The organism is Pseudoalteromonas sp. NZS71 (assembly GCF_015864715.1).
Taxonomy (GTDB): Bacteria; Pseudomonadota; Gammaproteobacteria; order Enterobacterales; family Alteromonadaceae; genus Pseudoalteromonas; species Pseudoalteromonas arctica.
Window position 1 is genome coordinate 1 of record NZ_JADYWS010000046.1, and the last position, 18449, is coordinate 18449.

General features: G+C 39.7%; 18 protein-coding genes and 2 tRNA genes. 12 read left to right on the forward strand and 8 right to left on the reverse strand.

Going from position 1 to position 18449, the window contains the following annotated elements; all coding sequences use genetic code 11:
- Positions 1 to 625 (forward strand): IS4 family transposase (locus I6E85_RS19875; RefSeq protein ID WP_197237275.1); only part of this gene is annotated, 625 nt, incomplete at its 5' end.
- Between the two features lie 35 nt (positions 626 to 660).
- Here the strand turns inward: I6E85_RS19875 and mtnK are convergent.
- Positions 661 to 1878: an S-methyl-5-thioribose kinase gene (gene mtnK, locus I6E85_RS19880; RefSeq protein WP_024607291.1), complete on the reverse strand. Its 1218-nt coding sequence runs from the start codon at positions 1876 to 1878 to the stop codon at positions 661 to 663.
- A 129-nt stretch (positions 1879 to 2007) separates the two neighbouring features.
- Here mtnK and mtnA point away from each other — a divergent pair, with 129 nt between their 5' ends.
- Positions 2008 to 3033 (forward strand): S-methyl-5-thioribose-1-phosphate isomerase, encoded by a 1026-nt coding sequence (mtnA, locus tag I6E85_RS19885; protein WP_197237276.1) that lies wholly within the window; start codon positions 2008 to 2010, stop codon positions 3031 to 3033.
- Between the two features lie 63 nt (positions 3034 to 3096).
- Here the strand turns inward: mtnA and I6E85_RS19890 are convergent, their stop codons facing one another.
- The 3 genes from I6E85_RS19890 to I6E85_RS19900 are packed head-to-tail and all read right to left on the reverse strand — an operon-like array spanning position 3097 to position 4948.
- Complete coding sequence (locus I6E85_RS19890) at positions 3097 to 3639, reverse strand: acireductone dioxygenase (protein ID WP_197237277.1); 543 nt, start codon at positions 3637 to 3639, stop codon at positions 3097 to 3099.
- Complete coding sequence (gene mtnC, locus I6E85_RS19895; protein ID WP_024589461.1) at positions 3636 to 4322, reverse strand: acireductone synthase; 687 nt, start codon at positions 4320 to 4322, stop codon at positions 3636 to 3638. The genes I6E85_RS19890 and mtnC overlap by 4 nt, the downstream gene beginning before the upstream one ends.
- A complete protein-coding gene (locus I6E85_RS19900; RefSeq protein WP_024589460.1) occupies positions 4319 to 4948 on the reverse strand; it encodes a methylthioribulose 1-phosphate dehydratase in 630 nt (209 codons plus the stop codon). Before I6E85_RS19900 ends, mtnC begins: the two co-directional genes overlap by 4 nt.
- A gap of 108 nt (positions 4949 to 5056) precedes the next feature.
- On the opposite strand from I6E85_RS19900, the gene I6E85_RS19905 reads away from it, so the two are divergent.
- The 4 genes from I6E85_RS19905 to I6E85_RS19920 all read left to right on the forward strand — a co-directional run bounded on the left by I6E85_RS19905 (position 5057) and on the right by I6E85_RS19920 (position 9066).
- A complete protein-coding gene (locus tag I6E85_RS19905) occupies positions 5057 to 6199 on the forward strand; it encodes a methionine aminotransferase (RefSeq protein WP_197237278.1) in 1143 nt (380 codons plus the stop codon).
- Complete coding sequence (locus tag I6E85_RS19910) at positions 6187 to 6960, forward strand: amidohydrolase (protein ID WP_024589458.1); 774 nt, start codon at positions 6187 to 6189, stop codon at positions 6958 to 6960. The genes I6E85_RS19905 and I6E85_RS19910 overlap by 13 nt, the downstream gene beginning before the upstream one ends.
- A gap of 75 nt (positions 6961 to 7035) precedes the next feature.
- Positions 7036 to 8451 carry a mannose-1-phosphate guanylyltransferase/mannose-6-phosphate isomerase gene (locus I6E85_RS19915; RefSeq protein ID WP_024589457.1) on the forward strand — a complete coding sequence of 472 codons (1416 nt, stop codon included), beginning with the start codon at positions 7036 to 7038 and terminating at the stop codon, positions 8449 to 8451.
- Between the two features lie 69 nt (positions 8452 to 8520).
- Complete coding sequence (locus tag I6E85_RS19920) at positions 8521 to 9066, forward strand: hypothetical protein (RefSeq protein WP_231388424.1); 546 nt, start codon at positions 8521 to 8523, stop codon at positions 9064 to 9066.
- Positions 9067 to 9106: 40 nt separating this feature from the next.
- On the opposite strand, the gene I6E85_RS19925 is transcribed toward I6E85_RS19920, so the two are convergent.
- From I6E85_RS19925 to I6E85_RS19935, 3 genes are all read right to left on the reverse strand, one after another.
- Entirely contained in the window at positions 9107 to 11263 is a 2157-nt protein-coding gene (locus I6E85_RS19925; RefSeq protein WP_024589456.1) for a response regulator, read from the reverse strand.
- Positions 11264 to 11430: 167 nt separating this feature from the next.
- Positions 11431 to 12087, reverse strand: a complete 657-nt coding sequence (locus tag I6E85_RS19930) for a response regulator transcription factor (protein WP_004334929.1) — start codon at positions 12085 to 12087, stop codon at positions 11431 to 11433.
- 219 nt (positions 12088 to 12306) lie between these two features.
- Positions 12307 to 12675, reverse strand: coding sequence for a histidine triad nucleotide-binding protein (locus tag I6E85_RS19935; protein WP_007579887.1), 369 nt, complete (start codon positions 12673 to 12675; stop codon positions 12307 to 12309).
- A gap of 92 nt (positions 12676 to 12767) precedes the next feature.
- Between I6E85_RS19935 and I6E85_RS19940 the strand changes: the two genes are divergently transcribed.
- A complete protein-coding gene (locus I6E85_RS19940; protein ID WP_024589455.1) occupies positions 12768 to 13367 on the forward strand; it encodes a DUF2057 domain-containing protein in 600 nt (199 codons plus the stop codon).
- 59 nt (positions 13368 to 13426) lie between these two features.
- On the opposite strand, the gene I6E85_RS19945 is transcribed toward I6E85_RS19940, so the two are convergent.
- A complete protein-coding gene (locus tag I6E85_RS19945) occupies positions 13427 to 15268 on the reverse strand; it encodes a M1 family metallopeptidase (protein WP_101163118.1) in 1842 nt (613 codons plus the stop codon).
- Between the two features lie 143 nt (positions 15269 to 15411).
- Here I6E85_RS19945 and murB point away from each other — a divergent pair, with 143 nt between their 5' ends.
- The 5 genes from murB to I6E85_RS19970 all read left to right on the forward strand — a co-directional run bounded on the left by murB (position 15412) and on the right by I6E85_RS19970 (position 18445).
- Positions 15412 to 16422, forward strand: coding sequence for a UDP-N-acetylmuramate dehydrogenase (gene murB, locus I6E85_RS19950; protein WP_101163117.1), 1011 nt, complete (start codon positions 15412 to 15414; stop codon positions 16420 to 16422).
- A complete protein-coding gene (gene birA, locus I6E85_RS19955; RefSeq protein WP_101163116.1) occupies positions 16419 to 17411 on the forward strand; it encodes a bifunctional biotin--[acetyl-CoA-carboxylase] ligase/biotin operon repressor BirA in 993 nt (330 codons plus the stop codon). Before murB ends, birA begins: the two co-directional genes overlap by 4 nt.
- Positions 17408 to 18118, forward strand: coding sequence for a type III pantothenate kinase (locus tag I6E85_RS19960; protein ID WP_101163115.1), 711 nt, complete (start codon positions 17408 to 17410; stop codon positions 18116 to 18118). Before birA ends, I6E85_RS19960 begins: the two co-directional genes overlap by 4 nt.
- Positions 18119 to 18244: 126 nt before the next feature.
- A tRNA-Thr gene (locus tag I6E85_RS19965) sits at positions 18245 to 18320 on the forward strand.
- 40 nt (positions 18321 to 18360) lie between these two features.
- Positions 18361 to 18445, forward strand: a tRNA-Tyr gene (locus I6E85_RS19970).
- The last annotated feature ends 4 nt before the right edge of the window (positions 18446 to 18449 follow it).

Here is an 18449-nt window from a genome sequence, read left to right on the forward strand (position 1 = left end):
AAGAAAAGCCCGAAGCGCAACACTGGATATCACCTATGCGCCAGTGACACTCAAAGCGCCTTACAATAAGAAAGGACGCTCCCTCCCAGTTTACTATGTCGGCTGTGCAGAGAGAGGAAACGCTGAGAACGGCTTAAGCTGGCACCTATTAACCAGTGAACCAGTCACCAGCAAAGAAGACGCCTTAGCTATCATCACCTACTATGAGCACCGTTGGCTTGTAGAGGAATACCATAAAGTCTGGAAAAGTGATGGCACGGATATCGAAAGTTTACGCCTTCAAAGCCAAGATAACATGGAAAGATTGGTGACGATTAATGGCTTTATTGCGACGCGAATATTGCAACTAAAGTTCACCAATGAGCAGCCTGATTCTCCAAGTTGTGAACAACTGTTATCTCCCAAAGCATGGAAGTTATTGTGGTTAAAGAGAATAAAAACACCATTGCCTGAAACTGCTCCAAATATGTCATGGGCGTATCAGGAACTGGCAAAGTTAGGAGGCTGGAAAGATACCAAGCGCACAGGGCGTGCATCTGTGAAAGTGTTATGGCAAGGATGGCTTAAGTTACAAGCCATCCTGGAAGGCTACGATTTAGCAAAATCTCTTGAGTCAAACTTGTGATCAAGAGACAGCTAATAGCGCCTTTTTAATGTTTTTTAGTTTAATTGGCTTATTAATAAACTAAAAAATGCTTCTTTGTTGTCGCATGTTTGGGCATTCAAAATAAGTTGCTCGCCTAGTGCTAATGTTTGTTTTTGCACTATAAGACGCGCTTTCTCATCATTTATGCTATCTATATCGGTTACATGTGCGAGCCCTATGGTGCGCCTAATTAACTCAGCACCACAGTAGCCAATGGCGTCTTGTAATACGCCCTTTATAAAGTATTCACCGTAGCCTGTAACCTTTAGCGCACCTTCAGTAGTGTGCTCATTTATAAGCGTAAGCCAATGCTGTTCAAATAAGGTATAGCATTCAACAAGGGTGCTTAATAAGTGGGTTTGGTAATTACGACGAGCCACAAAATCTCCAATATGCCCGTATTGTGCGCAGTAATTTAAAAGTAAATTGCCAATAAAAGAGCCAATATCGAACCCAGCAGGTCCAAAAAAACCAAACTCTGGGTCAATCATCTTTGTATTATTACAATCAACAAAAATGCTACCGCTGTGCATGTCACCATGAAGTAATGTTTGCGGGTTAGATAAAAAATTAGCTTTTAGTTTTGCTATTTCTAACTTTAATACGCTGTTTTTGTGTATTGCATCAACTTCGTTTTGTAGTTGCTTTGGGTAGTTATTGCGTTCGTGCTCAATGTACGGATCGCTAAAAAATAAGTCTTCAGTGATTTGGCAGAGCTCAGGATTAGTAAATTGACTAACGAGTGCTTTTTTAGTTTGTGCGGTTAAATAAAAATCTGAATTATAAAAGCCAGTATGGCTTAAGTAGGTCGCTACATGCTGCGCCAATTTAGGAAATTGCTCCGCATTATTTTGTGCAGTGCGCAGTATTTGTAAATTACCTAAATCCTCTAAAATAGTCAGCGCTTGCATTTCACTATAATGTAAAACCCTAGCAGTATAAGTTGGGCAAATAGCGCCATGATTAAGCAAAACTTGCGCTTCTATACGAGCTCTATCAAGTGTTAATGGCCACGACTCGCCCACACAACGCGCGTAAGGCAGAGCTTGCTTCAAAATAACGCTATTGTTTTGCTCATCAGTAATTCTAAATACCAAATTAAGATTGCCATCGCCAAACTCATATGCCGATAAGGTTTGTCCTTGAGCAAAAAAATTACATTGTTTAGATTCAATTAATGTCGATACGTAATCGATAGCGCGCTGTGCGTTAAAAGCAACATAGTTAGTCATGGTTTAAATCTCAAAAATCAGCTTTTAAGCATTCTATACCTTTAAATGTTTAGATGTCTATAAGTCTAACTTGAGAGTTATTCAAAGTGGTGTAAAATAACGTTACGTATTTTTAATACCTTAAGCATTATGCAAAATTTAATCGCAAGCAGTTTAAAATATGAAAACGGGTCGCTTAGTGTGCTCGACCAATATTTACTTCCTCACCAGCAGGTATGGCATCAATGCCATGATGTAGAAACCATGAAAGAGCTGATCATTAACTTAAAAGTGCGTGGAGCTCCACTTATTGGTTTAGGCGCGAGCTTGTTAGTGGCGTATTTAGCTGAACAAGGGGTAGTAAAAAGTGAGCTTGAAAAAGCAATCAATGAACTAGAGGCCACTCGTCCAACGGCAGTTAATTTAATGCATTGTATGGCGGCATTGCGAAAAGCTTTAACGCAAAGCGATTATGTTGCCGGTATTGTTAGTACAGCTGAGCGGTTGTTTATTGAAGATATTGAGCTGTGTGAACGAATGGCAACCCGTGGCGCCGAGCTTATAAATAGTGGCGACAATGTATTAACTCATTGCAATACAGGGGCGCTTGCAACCGCTGGTATTGGTACTGCACTAGGTGTTATCTATAAAGCGCAGCAAAAACATGGCAACGTACATGTGTGGGTTGATGAAACACGACCATTATTACAAGGCGGTCGCTTAACTGCCTTTGAGCTTGAGCGCTGGAAAATACCTTACACATTAATTTGCGATAATATGGCAGCAAGTTTAATGGCTGCAGGTAAGGTAGATAAAATAGTAGTGGGGGCTGATCGTATTGCCGCCAATGGTGATTTTGCTAATAAAGTGGGCACCTATAATTTAGCCGTACTAGCGCATTTTCATAACATTCCATTTTATGTGGTCGCGCCTATTACCACGCTTGATACCAACACCGCGTGTGGTGATGATATAGAAATAGAGCAACGTAATCCTCAAGAAGTGCGCGGAGTTAGCGGTAGCTTTGGCGAAGCTTTATGGGCGCCCACCAATGCTAATGTATATAACCCTGCATTTGATATAACGCCGGCAAAGCTGGTCACAGGGTGGGTGTTAGATACGGGTGTGTATAACCAAAGTCAGGTAGCAAATGGCGATCTCATAAAGCTTAAGTAACTTCGCGATATTTTTGGTCCACGTTATGTTTATTAGTGTGGACCAAGGTTTTGAATGACTAACTTACGATAATAGCGGAAATTGCTCTGCAATAGACGAGTCAGTACTTTTTGCTACCCAGCCCTCTGTATTGTTAAATAAGCGAATGGCAGTAAACTCAGGGTCGCTTCCCATATCAAACCAATGTGGGGTAAGTTCAGGCACTGAAATTAAATCGCCTTGTTGGCAAAGTACCTGATAAACCTTATTGCCTAAATGCAGGCAAAATAGCCCTTGGCCTTTTACAAAAAAACGCACTTCGTCTTCATTATGAGTATGTTCAAATAAAAACTTTTTGCGTAGCTCTGAAGCGGCAGGATTGCCTTTAGCTAGAGATATAACGTCTACTGTTTGATAGCCATTTTCGATTTTTAACCGATCTATATCGCTTTTGTACGCACTAATAATTTGCTCATGGGTGGTGTGCTCATTAATATCTGCATTTGTTTGCCACTGTTCAAAACGTACGTTTACTTTAGCTAGTTGCTTTGCAATATCATCAGCATTTGATGTGTTTACAAGTGCTTTGTTTGCATTGTTGTCGGCATACACTGTTAATTGGCTCATACTAATTGCCCCAATTTAAATTGGCTAAAGTCATTAATATAAGGGTGTGCTTTAGTGCTTGCTTGCCCATCACGAATTAAATGTAGTGTTTTTAAGCCTGCAGCTTGCGCGGCATCAAGTTCACCGGCTACATCACTTAAAAAGAGTATTTCTGCTGCTTTAAACGGTAATAGCTTAACAATAGTGTTATAGGCTGTTTGTTCTTGTTTTGCGCCAACTTTGGTGTCAAAAAAGTCAGTAAACAAGCTGCTAATGTCGCCATAATCACTGTATTTAAAAAGTAGCTGCTGCGCTTTTACCGACCCTGACGAGTACACATACAAAGTAATATCGTTGTTGTGTTGAGCTTGTAAAAAATCAAATGCATCTGGGTATAAATGACCTTTAAAATCACCGTGTTCATACCCTGTTTGCCAAATTAAGCCTTGTAACTGCTTAAGTGGAGTGATTTTTTTATCTTCATCAATCCAGGTAAGTAAAGTGCTAATGACTTCTTCTATATCGGCGTTTGGCTTTTCGACAAGGGCTTTCACGGCACTAATTTGCTCGGCTACATCAGGCTTATCAGCATTGGCACGTACAAAGGTAGGTAACTGCTTTGCCGCGTAAGGAAACAACACCTCTTTAACAAACGAGATGCGGGTTATTGTGCCTTCGATGTCGGTTAAAATGGCTTTAATCATTTAGTTACTCCCGCTTGAATACCGATTATTTTCAGGCGCTCTAGTTCGCAACTAAATAAAAACTCTAAGGCTTCTAGGTGGCGACGAACTTCATCAATATTACGCCCTACTGCATATAAGCCATGACCACGTATCAGTACGCCGTGCTCTATCGGCGTATGTAAATGATGGTCACTGACCAGCAGGCTTAATCGGTCAATATCTTGATCGTTATCGAAAATAGGAATGCTCAGCGTTTCTAAATGCGAAGTAAAGCCGCTCAGTGCTTTTTGCATTTCATAGCCTGTTAAATCAAGCTGATGCCTTTGGGTAATTTGCGACAGTACGGTGGCGGCTACAGAGTGAGTATGCAAAACACACTGTGCATCAGGTATAAGCTGATACAAACTTAGGTGTAATTGTGTTTCTGCCGATGGCTTTACAGCTCCTGCTAGGCGCTCGCCTTGGTGGTCTAATTGCAAAAAATGCTCTTGCGTAAGTGAGCCTTTATCGTGCCCACTTGCCGTAACAACAAAGCCAGTGCTAGTACGAGCTGAAAAATTTCCACCTGTTGCGGGTACCCAGCCTTTTTGGCTAACCCATTTTCCGGCTTCAATAAGTTGTGAAATAGCGGTATTGTTTTGCATACATTCCTCACTAATGAGCGTAAAGTTAATTGTTTTTAGACGGCTATACTTCTGTTTTAAGCAATGATAGCATCGCTGTAAGCGCAAAACCATCATTAAGGGCATCACGTGTTTGAAAGTAAATTACCAAATTTAGGCGTTAGTATATTTAGCCAAATGAGTGGGTTGGCTAATGAGTTTTCGGCAATTAATCTCTCTCAAGGCTTTCCTGAGTTTGATGCTCCTGATCTTTTAAAAACGCAGTTAAATTATTATGTGCAGCAGGGCGTTAATCAATATTCACCTTCAAGTGGTGTACCACGATTACAGCAACAAATTGCTGATTTAGCAAAGCGTAAATATGCAGCTGCTATAAACGCAGCTGATCAAGTTACTGTTACCTCAGGTGCAACAGAGGCATTGTTTGTGGCTATTCAAACAATCGTGCGCCCCAGTGATGAAGTGATTGTATTTGACCCTGCATATGACTCCTACCAACCCGCAATTGAACTCGCTGGTGGAAAGTCGGTACACATTGCTTTAAGTGCGCCAAATTACACTATTGATTGGCAAGTAGTGAGCCAAGTAATTACTAAAAATACCCGTGCAATTATTATAAATACGCCTCATAACCCAAGCGGTAAAATATTACAGCCACAAGATATAAAAGAGCTTAAAGAGTTAGTTGGTACTCACAATTTGTATGTAATAAGCGACGAGGTATATGAGCACATTACGTTTGATGAACAACCACATTTAAGCGTATTACGCGATGATGAATTATTTGCCAAAAGCTTTGTTGTATCGAGTTTTGGTAAAACGTTTCACAGTACGGGCTGGAAAATGGGTTACTGTATTGCACCTGCCGATTTAGCTGTCGAATTTAGAAAAATTCATCAGTACGTTACGTTTTCAAGTTTTACCCCCGCACAGCATGCGCTTGCCGATATGCTCGAGCAGCAAGGCGAGCATATAGATGAGCTAAGTGGGTTTTATCAGCAAAAACGCGACTTATTAGCGAGCCATTTAAGTAATAGTCGTTTTAAAATTTTACCTAGCCAAGGCACTTACTTTTTATTATTAGATTACAGTGATGTATCGGATTTAAACGATGTTGAATTTTGCCATTGGTTAGTTGAGCAAGCAGGTGTGGCGGCTATTCCGTTAAGTGTGTTTTATCAAAAACCACCAACCGATAAAGTAATTCGCTTATGCTTTGCTAAAAACGACAACACTCTCATAGAGGCTGCGCAAATATTATGTCAACTTTAACCATTACAGCATTGCAAAGCTCGCTTTATTGGCTTGATAAAGACGCTAATTTAGCCATGTTTAATAAACAGCTTGACGCAATTACGCATCAGCCCGATCTTATTTTACTGCCAGAAACATTCTCGACTGGCTTTGCTATTAATTTAGATTGTGCAGAGCCCGAAAATGGTAAAGTACTGACTTGGTTAAAAGCGCAGGCTCATAAACATAATGCGGTTATTGCGGGTTCGGTACTTGTTGCACAAGGCGATAAAAAAGCAAATCGGTTTTATTGGGTAAAACCCGATGGAGAGGTGAGTTATTACGATAAGCGCCATTTATTTCGCTTAGGCAGTGAGGGCGACTACGTTGTAGCAGGGCAAGCGCGCAAAGTTTTTGAAATCAATGGTTTTAAACTATTACCGCAAGTATGTTATGACCTGCGTTTTCCGGTATTTCAACGCAATAATAACGACTACGATGTAATGATAAACGTAGCAAATTGGCCTGCTGTACGCCGCCATATTTGGGATACGTTACTTATGGCGCGTGCAATGGAAAACCTATGCTACGTAGTAGGCGTTAATCGCGTGGGGGAAGACGGTAATGGTGCCTCGCACAATGGCGGTACAGCGGTATACGACTTTAAAGGCGATGCCTTAACTAAAGCGCAAGATAACACTGAGCAGCTAGTTACTATAACACTTGAAAAAGCACCACTGGATGAGTTTAAAGCAACGTTTCCTACCTATTTAGATGCAGACCCTTTTACATTAATATAGACAGGTTAATTTAGCGCAGAGCTAATAAAGTGTTAAAATAGTCGCTGATATTTTTGTTGGCGGCTAATATACATTATGAACACTTTAATCACTCCTGTAATTTTAGCTGGTGGCATAGGCTCTCGCTTGTGGCCGCTTTCTCGCCAAGCAATGCCTAAACAATTTTTACCACTACTAAATGAAAACACGTCATTGCTACAAAGTACGTTGGCGCGTGTTTCTAATGAGTTGTTTGATAATGCTATTTTAGTGTGTAATGAGCAGCACCGATTTATTGCCGCCGAGCAAGCTGCAAGCTCAACTCCTAGTGCATTATTACTCGAACCCAAAGGTAAAAATACCGCGCCTGCCATCGCATTAGCCGCCCACTATGCACTGCAAAATGGGATTACCGGTCCACTATTAGTGATGCCTGCCGATCATCATATTAAAAACTTTGATGTATTAACAGCTAAGCTCCCAGAAGCTGTAAAACTTGCTGAGCAAGGAAAGCTAGTTACATTTTCTATTACTCCTACAGAACCGCATACTGGTTATGGCTATATAAAACAAGGCTCGGCTATTGCTGGAACTGGTTGTTACGATGTTGCACAATTTAAAGAAAAGCCTGACTTAGATACAGCGAACCGTTATTTAGCTCAAGGTGGTTATAGCTGGAATAGCGGCATGTTTTTATTTACCCCCGCAGCCTATTTAAAAGAGCTCGAGCGGTTTGCGCCAAAAATAGCAACGAGTGTCGCTGCAGCAGCACAATTTACTAAAGATTTAGGGTTTACCCGCCCAAGCAACAGTGCGCTTGAACACTGCCCAAGCGATTCAATTGATTACGCCATTTTAGAGCGCAGTAATAACGTAGTTGTTATGCCTGTTGATTTAAAATGGAGTGATGTAGGTAGTTTTTCATCCCTTGATGCGCTTACAAAAAAAGATAAAAACGGTAATAGTTTAAACGCTAATTATATGGCTCAAAAAAGTACTAATAACTTAGTTATTAACGAGGCTGAACACACTATTGCCACGCTTGGAGTAAGCAATTTAGCAATTATTCATACCCACGATGCCACACTAATTGCAAACCAAAATGAGCTAGATTCTTTGCCTTTGTTGCTTAAGCAAATTGCTACAACACAGGCTGATAAACTTAACCATCATCAAGTGGTTTTTCGCCCATGGGGGAATTACCGTACTTTGGTTGAAGGCATTGGCTTTAAAGTTAAAAAAATTACTGTTATCAGCGGTGCTAAGCTTTCGACGCAGCGCCATCAGCATCGCGCTGAACATTGGGTTGTGGTTTCGGGTATTGCAGATGTGTGTATTAATGAGCAAGCGTATACGCTAACGCACGACCAATCGTGTTATATCGCCGCAAAACAAATTCATAGCTTGGCTAATAATCAAAAAGAGCCGCTAATAGTCATTGAAGTGCAAACCGGTGCTGTACTTGATGAAAGCGATATAGAGCGATTTGATGATAAATATGGAAGGGGTTAAAAAATCAGATCCATGCCAAAAAGGACGTTTCAATATTAATGAGTAAAATAATTTATAAAATAACGACGGATGTTAATCATTTCAGAGTCATATTTCGCTGATAGCGAAGCTTTATGTGAACCTGACCTATGGAAGCCTGATGGTTCATCAAAAGAGTCTACACTGATAAATTTTAGTGCCCATTATAATAATGAAAAAGAGACACCCCTAGGTGATTTCACTGCAATTAATTTACAAGGCCTTGCTATAAGGGATCATGTTGCAAATGAGTTAGCTGAACTTTTCGAAGATTCGGGAGAGTTACTTCCTTTCTATGTAGGTGATGACAACTGGTACTTTTATAATGTCACTCGAAAAATAGAGGGTATATTAAATGTTGAGATGAGTACTTTTATGCTGCCAAGTTTAAATATCGGATTACAAAAAGCGGTGTTCAAAAAAGAAAAACTACCAAAGCATAGCTGCATATTTAAAATGCCAGAAGACCGATTTGAAGGCACTTACGTTTTTGACTCTCGTGTAAATGATAAAGATATTACTTTAAACCTCTTTTGTGCCTTGCGAGCACATGGTTTCACAGGTCTTAACTTTGAAGAGGTAGCGAGATTTGATTAACTTAAAGTAAAATTTAAAAAACCTTAACGCTTTTTTAATTTCACTCTAACTGCCCGCGCACAAACTTTAAATATTGCTCTAAGCTGCGTTGCCACAGATCTAACGCTTCATCAAGCATATCGTTGTGTGGCTTTTTATCGAGTAAACGACGTTCTATTTTTTTAAGCTCAATACCATAGCGATTAAAACCAAGTTGCAGAGCGGTACTTGCTTGGCGATGTAAAAGCTTAATGCATTGCTCTGGTTGTTGGTCAATAAGCTTTTGACAGCGAATTAGCTTGTTACGCGCCGAGAGCACAAACTCATTATAAATCGACGATACTTCATCTTCACTAAATGAGCTGGTGAGTGTTTCGGCCGCTGTTTTGTCATACAAGGTATCAATAAGTTCTACTGCAATACTCGCAGTTTGATTAGATTGAGAGTCGCTAAGTGCTTGGCGAAGCTTTTCGTGCTTAATAGGCTTGCCTACAATGTCTTTTATTCCTAATTCTAAATATTCTTTTACTTCGTCAGGGCTAAGGCTTGCAGTAAATGCGAGTACTGGAGTTCGTTGATTTTTATGATCAATGCGTTTTAGACGTTTAAGTACTTCTTGGCCTGTTAAATCAGGTAGGTTCATATCAAGCAAAACAACATCGAAGTGGTGAGCTTGCATGAGCTCTATGGCGCTTTTCCCATCTTTTGCGAGCTTAATTTTGTGCTCATCGTCGGCCATAAATTCTATAGCAATTTTTTGATTTAAATCTAAATCTTCAACCAGTAGTACATCAAGACCTGTTAAGTAATCTTTAGTTTGATGGCGCTGCTCTACAAGGCTTAATTCACCTAAAGTAAAAGTAACGGTAAAGCTAAATACACTACCAGTACCAAGCTGGCTGGCTATTTCGAGTCGGCTACTGAGCTTTTCAAGCAGGCGACTGGTAATAGCTAAGCCAAGGCCAGTTCCGCCTTTTTCTTTTCCTGCGCTACTTTGTACATAAGGTTCTGTTAAGTAGGCTATCTCATCATTTTCTATACCTGGCCCTGAATCTTTGACACTAATTTTTATAGTGTGCTCAAGTTGTTTTTCTAATACTAAATCAACCTGAATTTTAACGGTTCCGTGGTCTGTAAACTTAATGGCATTACCTACTAAATTAATAATTATTTGCCTAAGTTTTTGCTGGTCGCAGTAATAACAGGCTTGCTCAGGAATATTACATATTAGTTCAAACTTGAGTTGCTTTTGCTCGGCGAGAGGGCTTAGTAATAAGCATAAATTATTAAGCCATGTTTTAAACTCTACATCTTCTTCGTAAAGCGCTTCGTCACTTTGATCTAGGCTCGCGTAATCAAGGACCTTATCTACCAATAAGTTAAGTGATTCGGCAGAATTTATAATCGCTTCGCAATAGGCTTTATTGCGGGTATCACTTGTTTGGTTCATAACAAGTTGGGCGCTGCCTAAAATACCGTTTAGCGGGGTGCGAATTTCGTGGCTTATAGTTGATAAAAAGAGCCCGCGTATTTCTAAATCTTTTTGTGCTTTATCGGCTAATTTATTGAGGTGCTGCTCTCTGCGCTCATTACATAATAACGCCATACCTGCAGCATAAAACATGGGAGCAATTACGCCATTTAAAAATAGCAAAGAGCTAAACCAGCCGTTTACTAAAAGATTTTTTTGTTCAATGTTATCCATAAATAACGAGCGGCCAATAAAGCTTAAAGCAACAAGCGTTAAAATGGTTATGTATACAATACTGCCATTAGGATAGGGTTTGCGTGCACACTTGATAAATATAAACAGTAAAAAACCGGCTTCTGCTATGTGTTGTATATCGGATGCAATCACTCTTTCGTGTAAAGATGGGTCAAAAAAGGTGTAATAGCCAAGCATTACAGTGCAAAAAGCGGTCACTGAGCAGAGTAATTTAAAACCAATACCGCGATAATTTAAAAACTGACTAAGTGAAAGGCAGTGTACTATTGATGCGGCAAACATCATGCTACTGGCAGCGCTAATAATTACTAAATTATGTGTATCACCAACAAGAGTAAAGCCAATAACAGAGCCTAATAGCAATATGGGATAGAAAATGTATAGCAGCGTGCCCGATATTTGTTTGTTTGTTCGCCATGTCAAAAAGTTAAGTAAGGTCATTACGACCATGATGGCGATGCTGGCAAAATAAAGAGTGAAGGAGTCGAGCATTAATATTCCAGCAAAGTAGCTATTAAACTAAGGTTATCAAAAGTATACACTTATACCAATCCTCAAAACAGATTACTTAATTAAGCTAATTGGTATTAAATAAGTGTATAGCACATACAAAAACAGACACCTAAGTGTCTGCTTTTAAATTTAAACTAAATATTTGATTAACGAATTTCATCAGGGATATTTTGTTGTGCCCACGATAGAAGTTCAATACGGTTACGACATTTGGTTTTTCTAAATGCGCTGTATAAATGTGTTTTAACAGTATGTGGACTAATACTTAAATCTTCTGCGATCTCTTTATTTTTCGAACCTTTACTCATTAGTGAGATTATTGCTTTTTCTCGCTTAGTAAGTTTAACAGGCTCAATATCACCTTCGGTTAGTTTATGCAGCGCATCTTTATTAAATTGCAGCATACGATTTAATGCATTACACATAATATCGCGACGGTACCAAAGTTGATCTTCAAGTAGTAAGCGAATACCTTTCATTAATACATCGGCGTTATCTGTTGTGTAAAATACGCCACGAATACCGCTTAACAATGCACGATTAGCAAGCTCAGGGTTTTCGTCTAAATTAAATAATATGATATCGCATTTAATACGTAGGTTTACTAGTTGTTCTTTTAGTTTTCCCCATGCATCCTTGCTTGATGTTTCAATAAACAAAAGTCGAGTCCCTTCAGGTATGTCTAAAATATTAGTACCTGTGGTTACGTCAAGGCCTTGCGTTTTTAACAAAGGTTCTAAAACGTTAATACCAATAGTGTTAATTGGCTCTTGATCTAATAACAAAAAGGCTGAACTGCTCATGTTTTTTATACTCTTTTATAAAGCTGACTGACTAAGTTTACCACGACTTCCACACCTTTTGTATTAGAAAATCGCTGATGTACTCAATAACAAATACGATATTACGATTATTTAAACACAAAATGTTGCAAATAAGTAACTATTTATTCTTTATAACTATGAAAATTATAACATTTGTAACTAATTAATTGAGTGGAACAATTTAATAAAAACTTTTAATTATTTTACTTTTTTTACATTTTGATAAGGTGGCCAGCCCATTTCTTTACCGCCAAGCATGTGTAAATGTATGTGATAAACAGTTTGCCCACCATGTTCGTTACAGTTCATAACTACGCGGTATCCGTCCTCAGCAAAATTATGTTGCTTAGCTAATTTAGCTGCAACTACGTATAAGTTGCCTACTAAATGTGAGTTTTCAGGATTTATATCATTTATAGTAGCAATTGCTTTTTTTGGGATAATTAACACATGAAATGGCGCTTGTGGGTTTATATCTTTAAATGCGAGAGTGTTTTCATCTTCGTAAATAATATCTGCTGGAATTTCACGATTAATGATTTTGGTAAAAATAGTTTCTTGGCTCATAGTGTGTTCCTAATTAAGTGTTGTGAATTTTAAGCTCACTAATGACAAACTTTCAAAGCAGTGTCAAACTGAAATCAAATAAAGGAGTTAATATGCTTAAACCAATTTTAATAAGTAGTGCAGTTGCATTACTACTTAGTTTTTCGGCTAATGCTGAGAATATTCACTTTCCAGAAGAATTTGTACCACTGCAAGTGGGCGATAAAATGCTAGAAAGCTCTTTGTTTAGTCGTATTGATGATGTAGAGCTTGCTCCCGGAACTTATCAGCTTAGGCTAAAGTACACCGATTTATATGAAGATGATTATGACACGCATGAAGTTGTGGAGTCGGAACCATTTTGGGTAAGTGTAACTGTTGAAGCAGGTAAAGATTATACCTTAGTGTTTAATCGTGCTGAAAATTCAGTATCTGCAAAAGTATTTGCAGAAGCACCACAAGTTAGTTTAAAAGCAAAAAGTAGCGCTGTTGCTAAGCCTTTAAGTGTTATTTCTAACACGCAGCTAGCAAGCAATAAACCGGTAATGCAAAATACAATGCCTGCAGGACCTTCACGTCCTAGTCAGCCAATAAAGCCGATAGCACCAATTACAGGTAAAGGAATGCCAAGTGCGCCGCAAATGCTTGATTTTTGGTGGCAACAAGCTACAACTACAGAGCGTAAAGCTTTTTTAGAAAAAGTAACAAAGTAAAATAACAGAAAAACAAAAAGGGCCAAATTTGGCCCTTTTTAGTTTCTAGTTAACGCTATTTATTCAAATAATGCGTCAATAGTACCTTGCGCAAGAGGGTGATACCCAGGGCGTGCTTTTAAGTACACGCTTTGTGCCCAGTCTTTTTTACCGTTAGTGATAAGTGATTTATATAACGGCACAATTAACTTACGACGGCCAATACCTGATAAGTGCTTATTAAGCGCAGGATAAATTGGTTGATAACCATTACCTACTGCTAGCATAAACCAAGCAAACGCACGTTCAGCGTTAGTTGATTGCGTTAGGTTAAATTCACTATCAAGCTCGCTCATTTTCTCTATGCTTAAATCGCGTGGTAAGTTATTTAAAAAGTGTAGCCACTCATGCACAGACCAATCAGCCGTTGGTAGTTGAGCTGCTGTTGTGTCGCCTTTCAACCATGCTGCTGTTGCAGTATCTACTTTATCAAATGCATCAGAAGTAGGGTTTGGCGCATCACTTGGTAAGCCAGGCTCAAAAATCCATTCGTTTACTTTATCCATACTTACAACACCAGGGTACTTCTCAATTAAGTTAGCTTTTAAGTAAGTAACAAATTGCGCGGTAGTAAGTGATTTAAACGAAAATTCTTTAAAGTATGCTTTTACAAACGGGTCAAACTTATCGCGGCCATATTTGTTTTCTAGATAGATTAAAAATAACTGACCTTTAGTGTAAGGCACTGAGCTAAACGCATCGTCTGGGTCGCGGCCATTAAGTTTTAAATTAAGGCGTGTATCTGGTGCATCAATTGTTTTAATTTGTGCGCGTAAAGACGCTGAATCAAGTGCTTGTTCCATAACCGCACGGTCATGACCAAATACTTCTTCCATAATGCGGTTTTCAACGTACGAGGTAAAACCTTCGTTTAACCATAAATCTTCCCACGTTGCGTTAGTTACTAAGTTACCTGACCAAGAATGAGCAAGCTCATGGGCAATAAGGTTCACTAAGCTTTTATCACCGGCAACAACCGTTGGGGTTATAAATGATAAGCGTGGATTTTCCATGCCACCAAACGGAAAGCTAGGCGGTAGCATTAATAAGTCGTAACGACCCCATGCATATTCGCCGTACATAGCGTTTGTTTTGTCGATCATGGCTTGGGTGTCGTCAAACTCAGCAACTGAGGCATCTAAAATAGTAGGCTCAGCAAATATGCCCGTTTGATGCGACATTGCTTTAAATTCTAAGTTACCTGCGCCAATAGCAATTAGGTAAGGTGAAATTGCTTGCGGCATATCAAAAATGTAGTCGCCATCTTTATAAAGCGCATCTTTGTTATCAGCACTCATTACAGCACGTATATCTTTTGGTGTATGAATTCGTGCAGAGTAAGTTACACGCATTGCGGGTGTATCTTGCACTGGGATCCAACTACGCGCATGAATTGCTTGCGATTGGCTGTACATGAATGGGTGCGTTTTACTTGCCGTTTGCTCTGGTGTTAACCACTGCAGGCCAGATGCTTCAGGACGGCTGTTGTAGTAAATACGAACTACCTCAGCTTGGTTTTTAAACACAATGGTAAGCTTTGAGCCTTTAACATCATCTCGCTTAGCTAAATCAAAAGTCGCTTTTTTCCAGTTACCGCTTTGATCTTTGTACATTACTTTATCAATGTCTAAGTCGCGGGTATCAAGTACGAGAGTTCTACTTTTGCTGTTGTTCCACTGAAGAGTATGCTCTACAAAACCTTCTAACTGCTTGTCGGCAAAATCGACATCTAAATCAAGGTTTAAGTGAGTAGTAACAACATCATCAAGGTTAGCATACGAGTTTTGGTCAATCGCATTAGCCATTGCTTGCGAACACATACCCGCCATAGCGAGGCTTAAAAAAAGAGGTTTAATTTTCATCATTACTCTGAACACAAATAAAAAAGTGCTGGTTTTATATCACGATTGACACGGCGGGTTGAGTGATTTTTACAATCTAGTGCCACATTTGCGACGATGAGGTAAACTATTGCGATTAGTTACCGGTATTTTTAGAGAGCTTTGTGGCGCATTCATTACACTCATTACATACATTCGCATTAAATAGCCAATGCCAAAATTTTGTTGAAATTACTCAGCTTGAGCAACTTAAAACGCAAAGTTTTAGTGCACCGTTTTGTTTGCTAGGCGAGGGCAGTAATACCGTATTTTTAAATGACTACATGGGTACGGTTATAAAAATAGCCTTAAAAGGCATTAAAATTACCGAGCGTGAGAGCGACACACTAATAAGTATTGCTGCAGGCGAAAACTGGCATCAACTAGTCAGTTATTTATTAGAGAAAAATATACCCGGGCTTGAAAATCTAGCACTTATACCGGGCACTGTTGGCGCATCGCCGGTACAAAATATTGGTGCTTATGGCGTTGAGATAGCTAAATTTGTTGAATTGGTAGAATACTTCGATATAACCACTAAAACTATGCACTCACTAAATAACGAGCAATGTGAATTTGCTTACAGAGACTCAATATTTAAAAATGCTCTCAAAAATAAAGCGGTGATCACGCAAGTGCATTTAGCGCTCCCAAAAAAATGGCAACCAGTATTAAGTTATGGCCCCCTGCAGCAGCTCTCAAGCATTACCCCGCAAGCAGTATTCGATCAGGTTATAAAAACGCGCAATAGCAAATTACCTAACCCACATACACTTGCCAATGCGGGTAGCTTTTTTAAAAACCCAATAATAACCAACCAGCAGTTAGCTGAGCTATTAAAGGAATTTGCAGATTTACCTCATTACGAATATGGACAAAGCCATCACAAGGTCGCAGCAGGTTGGCTAATCGATAAAAGTGGTTTAAAAGGGCACCGTGAGGCTGGTATAGAAGTGCATCAACAACAAGCATTAGTACTTGTTAATCACGGAAATAGTGAGGGTATTGACCTAATAAAAATGATTAAACACATTCAGCAAGTGGTTTATACGCGTTACAGCATTATGCTAGAACACGAAGTGCGTTTAATAGATGCGCGCAGCGAATGCCATATTAACGCGGAGCCTGAGCAATGAAAGCACCTGATGGAAACAAACTCGCTATTTTAAATGCACTTAACCAAGGGGGCTTTGTATCTGGCCAAGCCTTGGGTGAAAAGCTAGGAATTAGCCGAGCTGCGGTGAGTAAACATATCAAAACGTTACAAGAAATGGGCTTGGATATTTTTAAAGTGACTGGCAAGGGCTACTGTTTGAATAGTCAGGTGGGCCTTTTAAATAAAACACAAATTGATCAGCACTACAAAGCGCTAGGTGCTAATACTGCCTATGTAGAAGTACACCCTATTATTGATTCGACCAACAGCGAGCTTATGCGCCGTATACAGGCTAAAACAGCGCTTGAGTCTGGCACTGTTATTGTTGCTGAAATGCAGCAAGCAGGGCGCGGCCGACGCGGCCGTGTTTGGCAATCCCCATTTGGCGCTAATTTGTATTACAGTTACTTTTGGCGTTTAGATGACGGGCTTCAAGCTGCAATGGGTGTATCAATTGCGGTAGGCCTTGCTGTTTATGATGCAATTAAAGCGTTATACCAAATTGACGTAGAGCTTAAATGGCCTAACGATATTTATATAAATAAACAAAAACTTGCAGGTGTATTGGTTGAATTAGATGGGCAACCGCAAGGACCTTGTCAGTTAGTGATTGGTATAGGTATTAATTTACAAATGCCTGAGAGTTTTAGCCAACATATAGACCAAGCGTGGACCGACTTAAATCAACATACTCAAAAGCTTGATAAAAACCAGCTGGTGGCGTCACTTACTTATTATTTAGAGCAGCGTTTAGTGCAGTATCGTCAAACTGGCTTACAAGATATGTATGAGCAATGGAATTCGCTTAATGCGTTTGCTGGCGATTATGTTGAGCTAAATACAGGGCACCGAAGCTGGCGTGGAATATGTGAAGGTATTGACCCTCAAGGTGGAATACGAATTCGCCAAGATGGTGAAGTAAAAAGTTATTACGGTGGGGAAGTATCCCTCAGAAAGGCGCAAGTATGAGATTACTGATCGACGTGGGAAATACATCACTAAAAGCTGTGCTGTGGCATAACGAGCAAGCACAACCAGCAGATATAAATAACCTGCCTTGGTTACAAATAACTGAAGTGATTTATGCGTGCGTAGGGCGCAGTGATTTACTAAACGATATTCGCGCGCAAGCGGCTAGCAATAATATTACTTGCTTTGAAGCCAAGGTAACCAAAACGCTTGGAGATCTTGTATGCGCTTACGAGCATGTGGGTAACTTAGGCATAGACAGGTGGCTTGCGCTTATTGCAGGCTTTACGTTATATCCAAACACAGCATGTATTGTTGTTGATGCGGGTACTGCGACAACAATTGATGTGCTCGATAGTGAAGGCCTACATTTAGGTGGCTGGATTTTACCCGGGCTTGATTTAATGACCTCGTCGCTTACACAAAACACCCAACGTGTTTTTGATGACGGTAAAACACCGTTTACTAATGAATTGGGTAAAAACACGCCAAATGGTTTAAAAAATGGTGCCTTAGTGGCAACCATCGGGGCAATTGAGCAAGCTAAGCTGAATTTAACGGCTCAAAAAACAGAACAAGCAACACAAATTATTTTTGCTGGTGGCTATGGCTCACTATTGCAGCAGCAATTTGCAGGAAGTATTTTTGATTCATTGCTCGTAATGAAGGGATTGAATTATTGGTACGAATTAACCGAAACAGTATAAAAAAGTGCAAAAAACGCGTTTTCGCGTGAATATTGAGCATTTAAACTAAAAATTTACACTTTTTTTAATTTTATTGTTGCATCCCAATAAACCTTACTCTAATATCTCGCCCCGTACTAAAGCAGTGCCGACTTAGCTCAGCTGGTAGAGCAACTGACTTGTAATCAGTAGGTCAACCGTTCGACTCGGTTAGTCGGCACCACTTTCCTTTTACCGGAAGTGAATTAGTAGAGAATTATCGTGGAGGGGTTCCCGAGCGGCCAAAGGGATCAGACTGTAAATCTGACGGCTCAGCCTTCGCTGGTTCGAATCCAGCTCCCTCCACCACTTT

Excerpts from the sequence above, each read along its gene's own strand:
- mtnK (WP_024607291.1), bottom strand. The coding sequence starts at position 1,878 with ATGACTAACTATGTTGCTTTTAACGCACAGCGCGCTATCGATTACGTA.
- mtnA (WP_197237276.1), top strand. The coding sequence starts at position 2,008 with ATGCAAAATTTAATCGCAAGCAGTTTAAAATATGAAAACGGGTCGCTT.
- I6E85_RS19890 (WP_197237277.1), bottom strand. The coding sequence starts at position 3,639 with ATGAGCCAATTAACAGTGTATGCCGACAACAATGCAAACAAAGCACTT.
- mtnC (WP_024589461.1), bottom strand. The coding sequence starts at position 4,322 with ATGATTAAAGCCATTTTAACCGACATCGAAGGCACAATAACCCGCATC.
- I6E85_RS19900 (WP_024589460.1), bottom strand. The coding sequence starts at position 4,948 with ATGCAAAACAATACCGCTATTTCACAACTTATTGAAGCCGGAAAATGG.
- I6E85_RS19910 (WP_024589458.1), top strand. The coding sequence starts at position 6,187 with ATGTCAACTTTAACCATTACAGCATTGCAAAGCTCGCTTTATTGGCTT.
- I6E85_RS19915 (WP_024589457.1), top strand. The coding sequence starts at position 7,036 with ATGAACACTTTAATCACTCCTGTAATTTTAGCTGGTGGCATAGGCTCT.
- I6E85_RS19920 (WP_231388424.1), top strand. The coding sequence starts at position 8,521 with ATGTTAATCATTTCAGAGTCATATTTCGCTGATAGCGAAGCTTTATGT.
- I6E85_RS19925 (WP_024589456.1), bottom strand. The coding sequence starts at position 11,263 with ATGCTCGACTCCTTCACTCTTTATTTTGCCAGCATCGCCATCATGGTC.
- I6E85_RS19930 (WP_004334929.1), bottom strand. The coding sequence starts at position 12,087 with ATGAGCAGTTCAGCCTTTTTGTTATTAGATCAAGAGCCAATTAACACT.
- I6E85_RS19935 (WP_007579887.1), bottom strand. The coding sequence starts at position 12,675 with ATGAGCCAAGAAACTATTTTTACCAAAATCATTAATCGTGAAATTCCA.
- I6E85_RS19940 (WP_024589455.1), top strand. The coding sequence starts at position 12,768 with ATGCTTAAACCAATTTTAATAAGTAGTGCAGTTGCATTACTACTTAGT.
- I6E85_RS19945 (WP_101163118.1), bottom strand. The coding sequence starts at position 15,268 with ATGAAAATTAAACCTCTTTTTTTAAGCCTCGCTATGGCGGGTATGTGT.
- birA (WP_101163116.1), top strand. The coding sequence starts at position 16,419 with ATGAAAGCACCTGATGGAAACAAACTCGCTATTTTAAATGCACTTAAC.
- I6E85_RS19960 (WP_101163115.1), top strand. The coding sequence starts at position 17,408 with ATGAGATTACTGATCGACGTGGGAAATACATCACTAAAAGCTGTGCTG.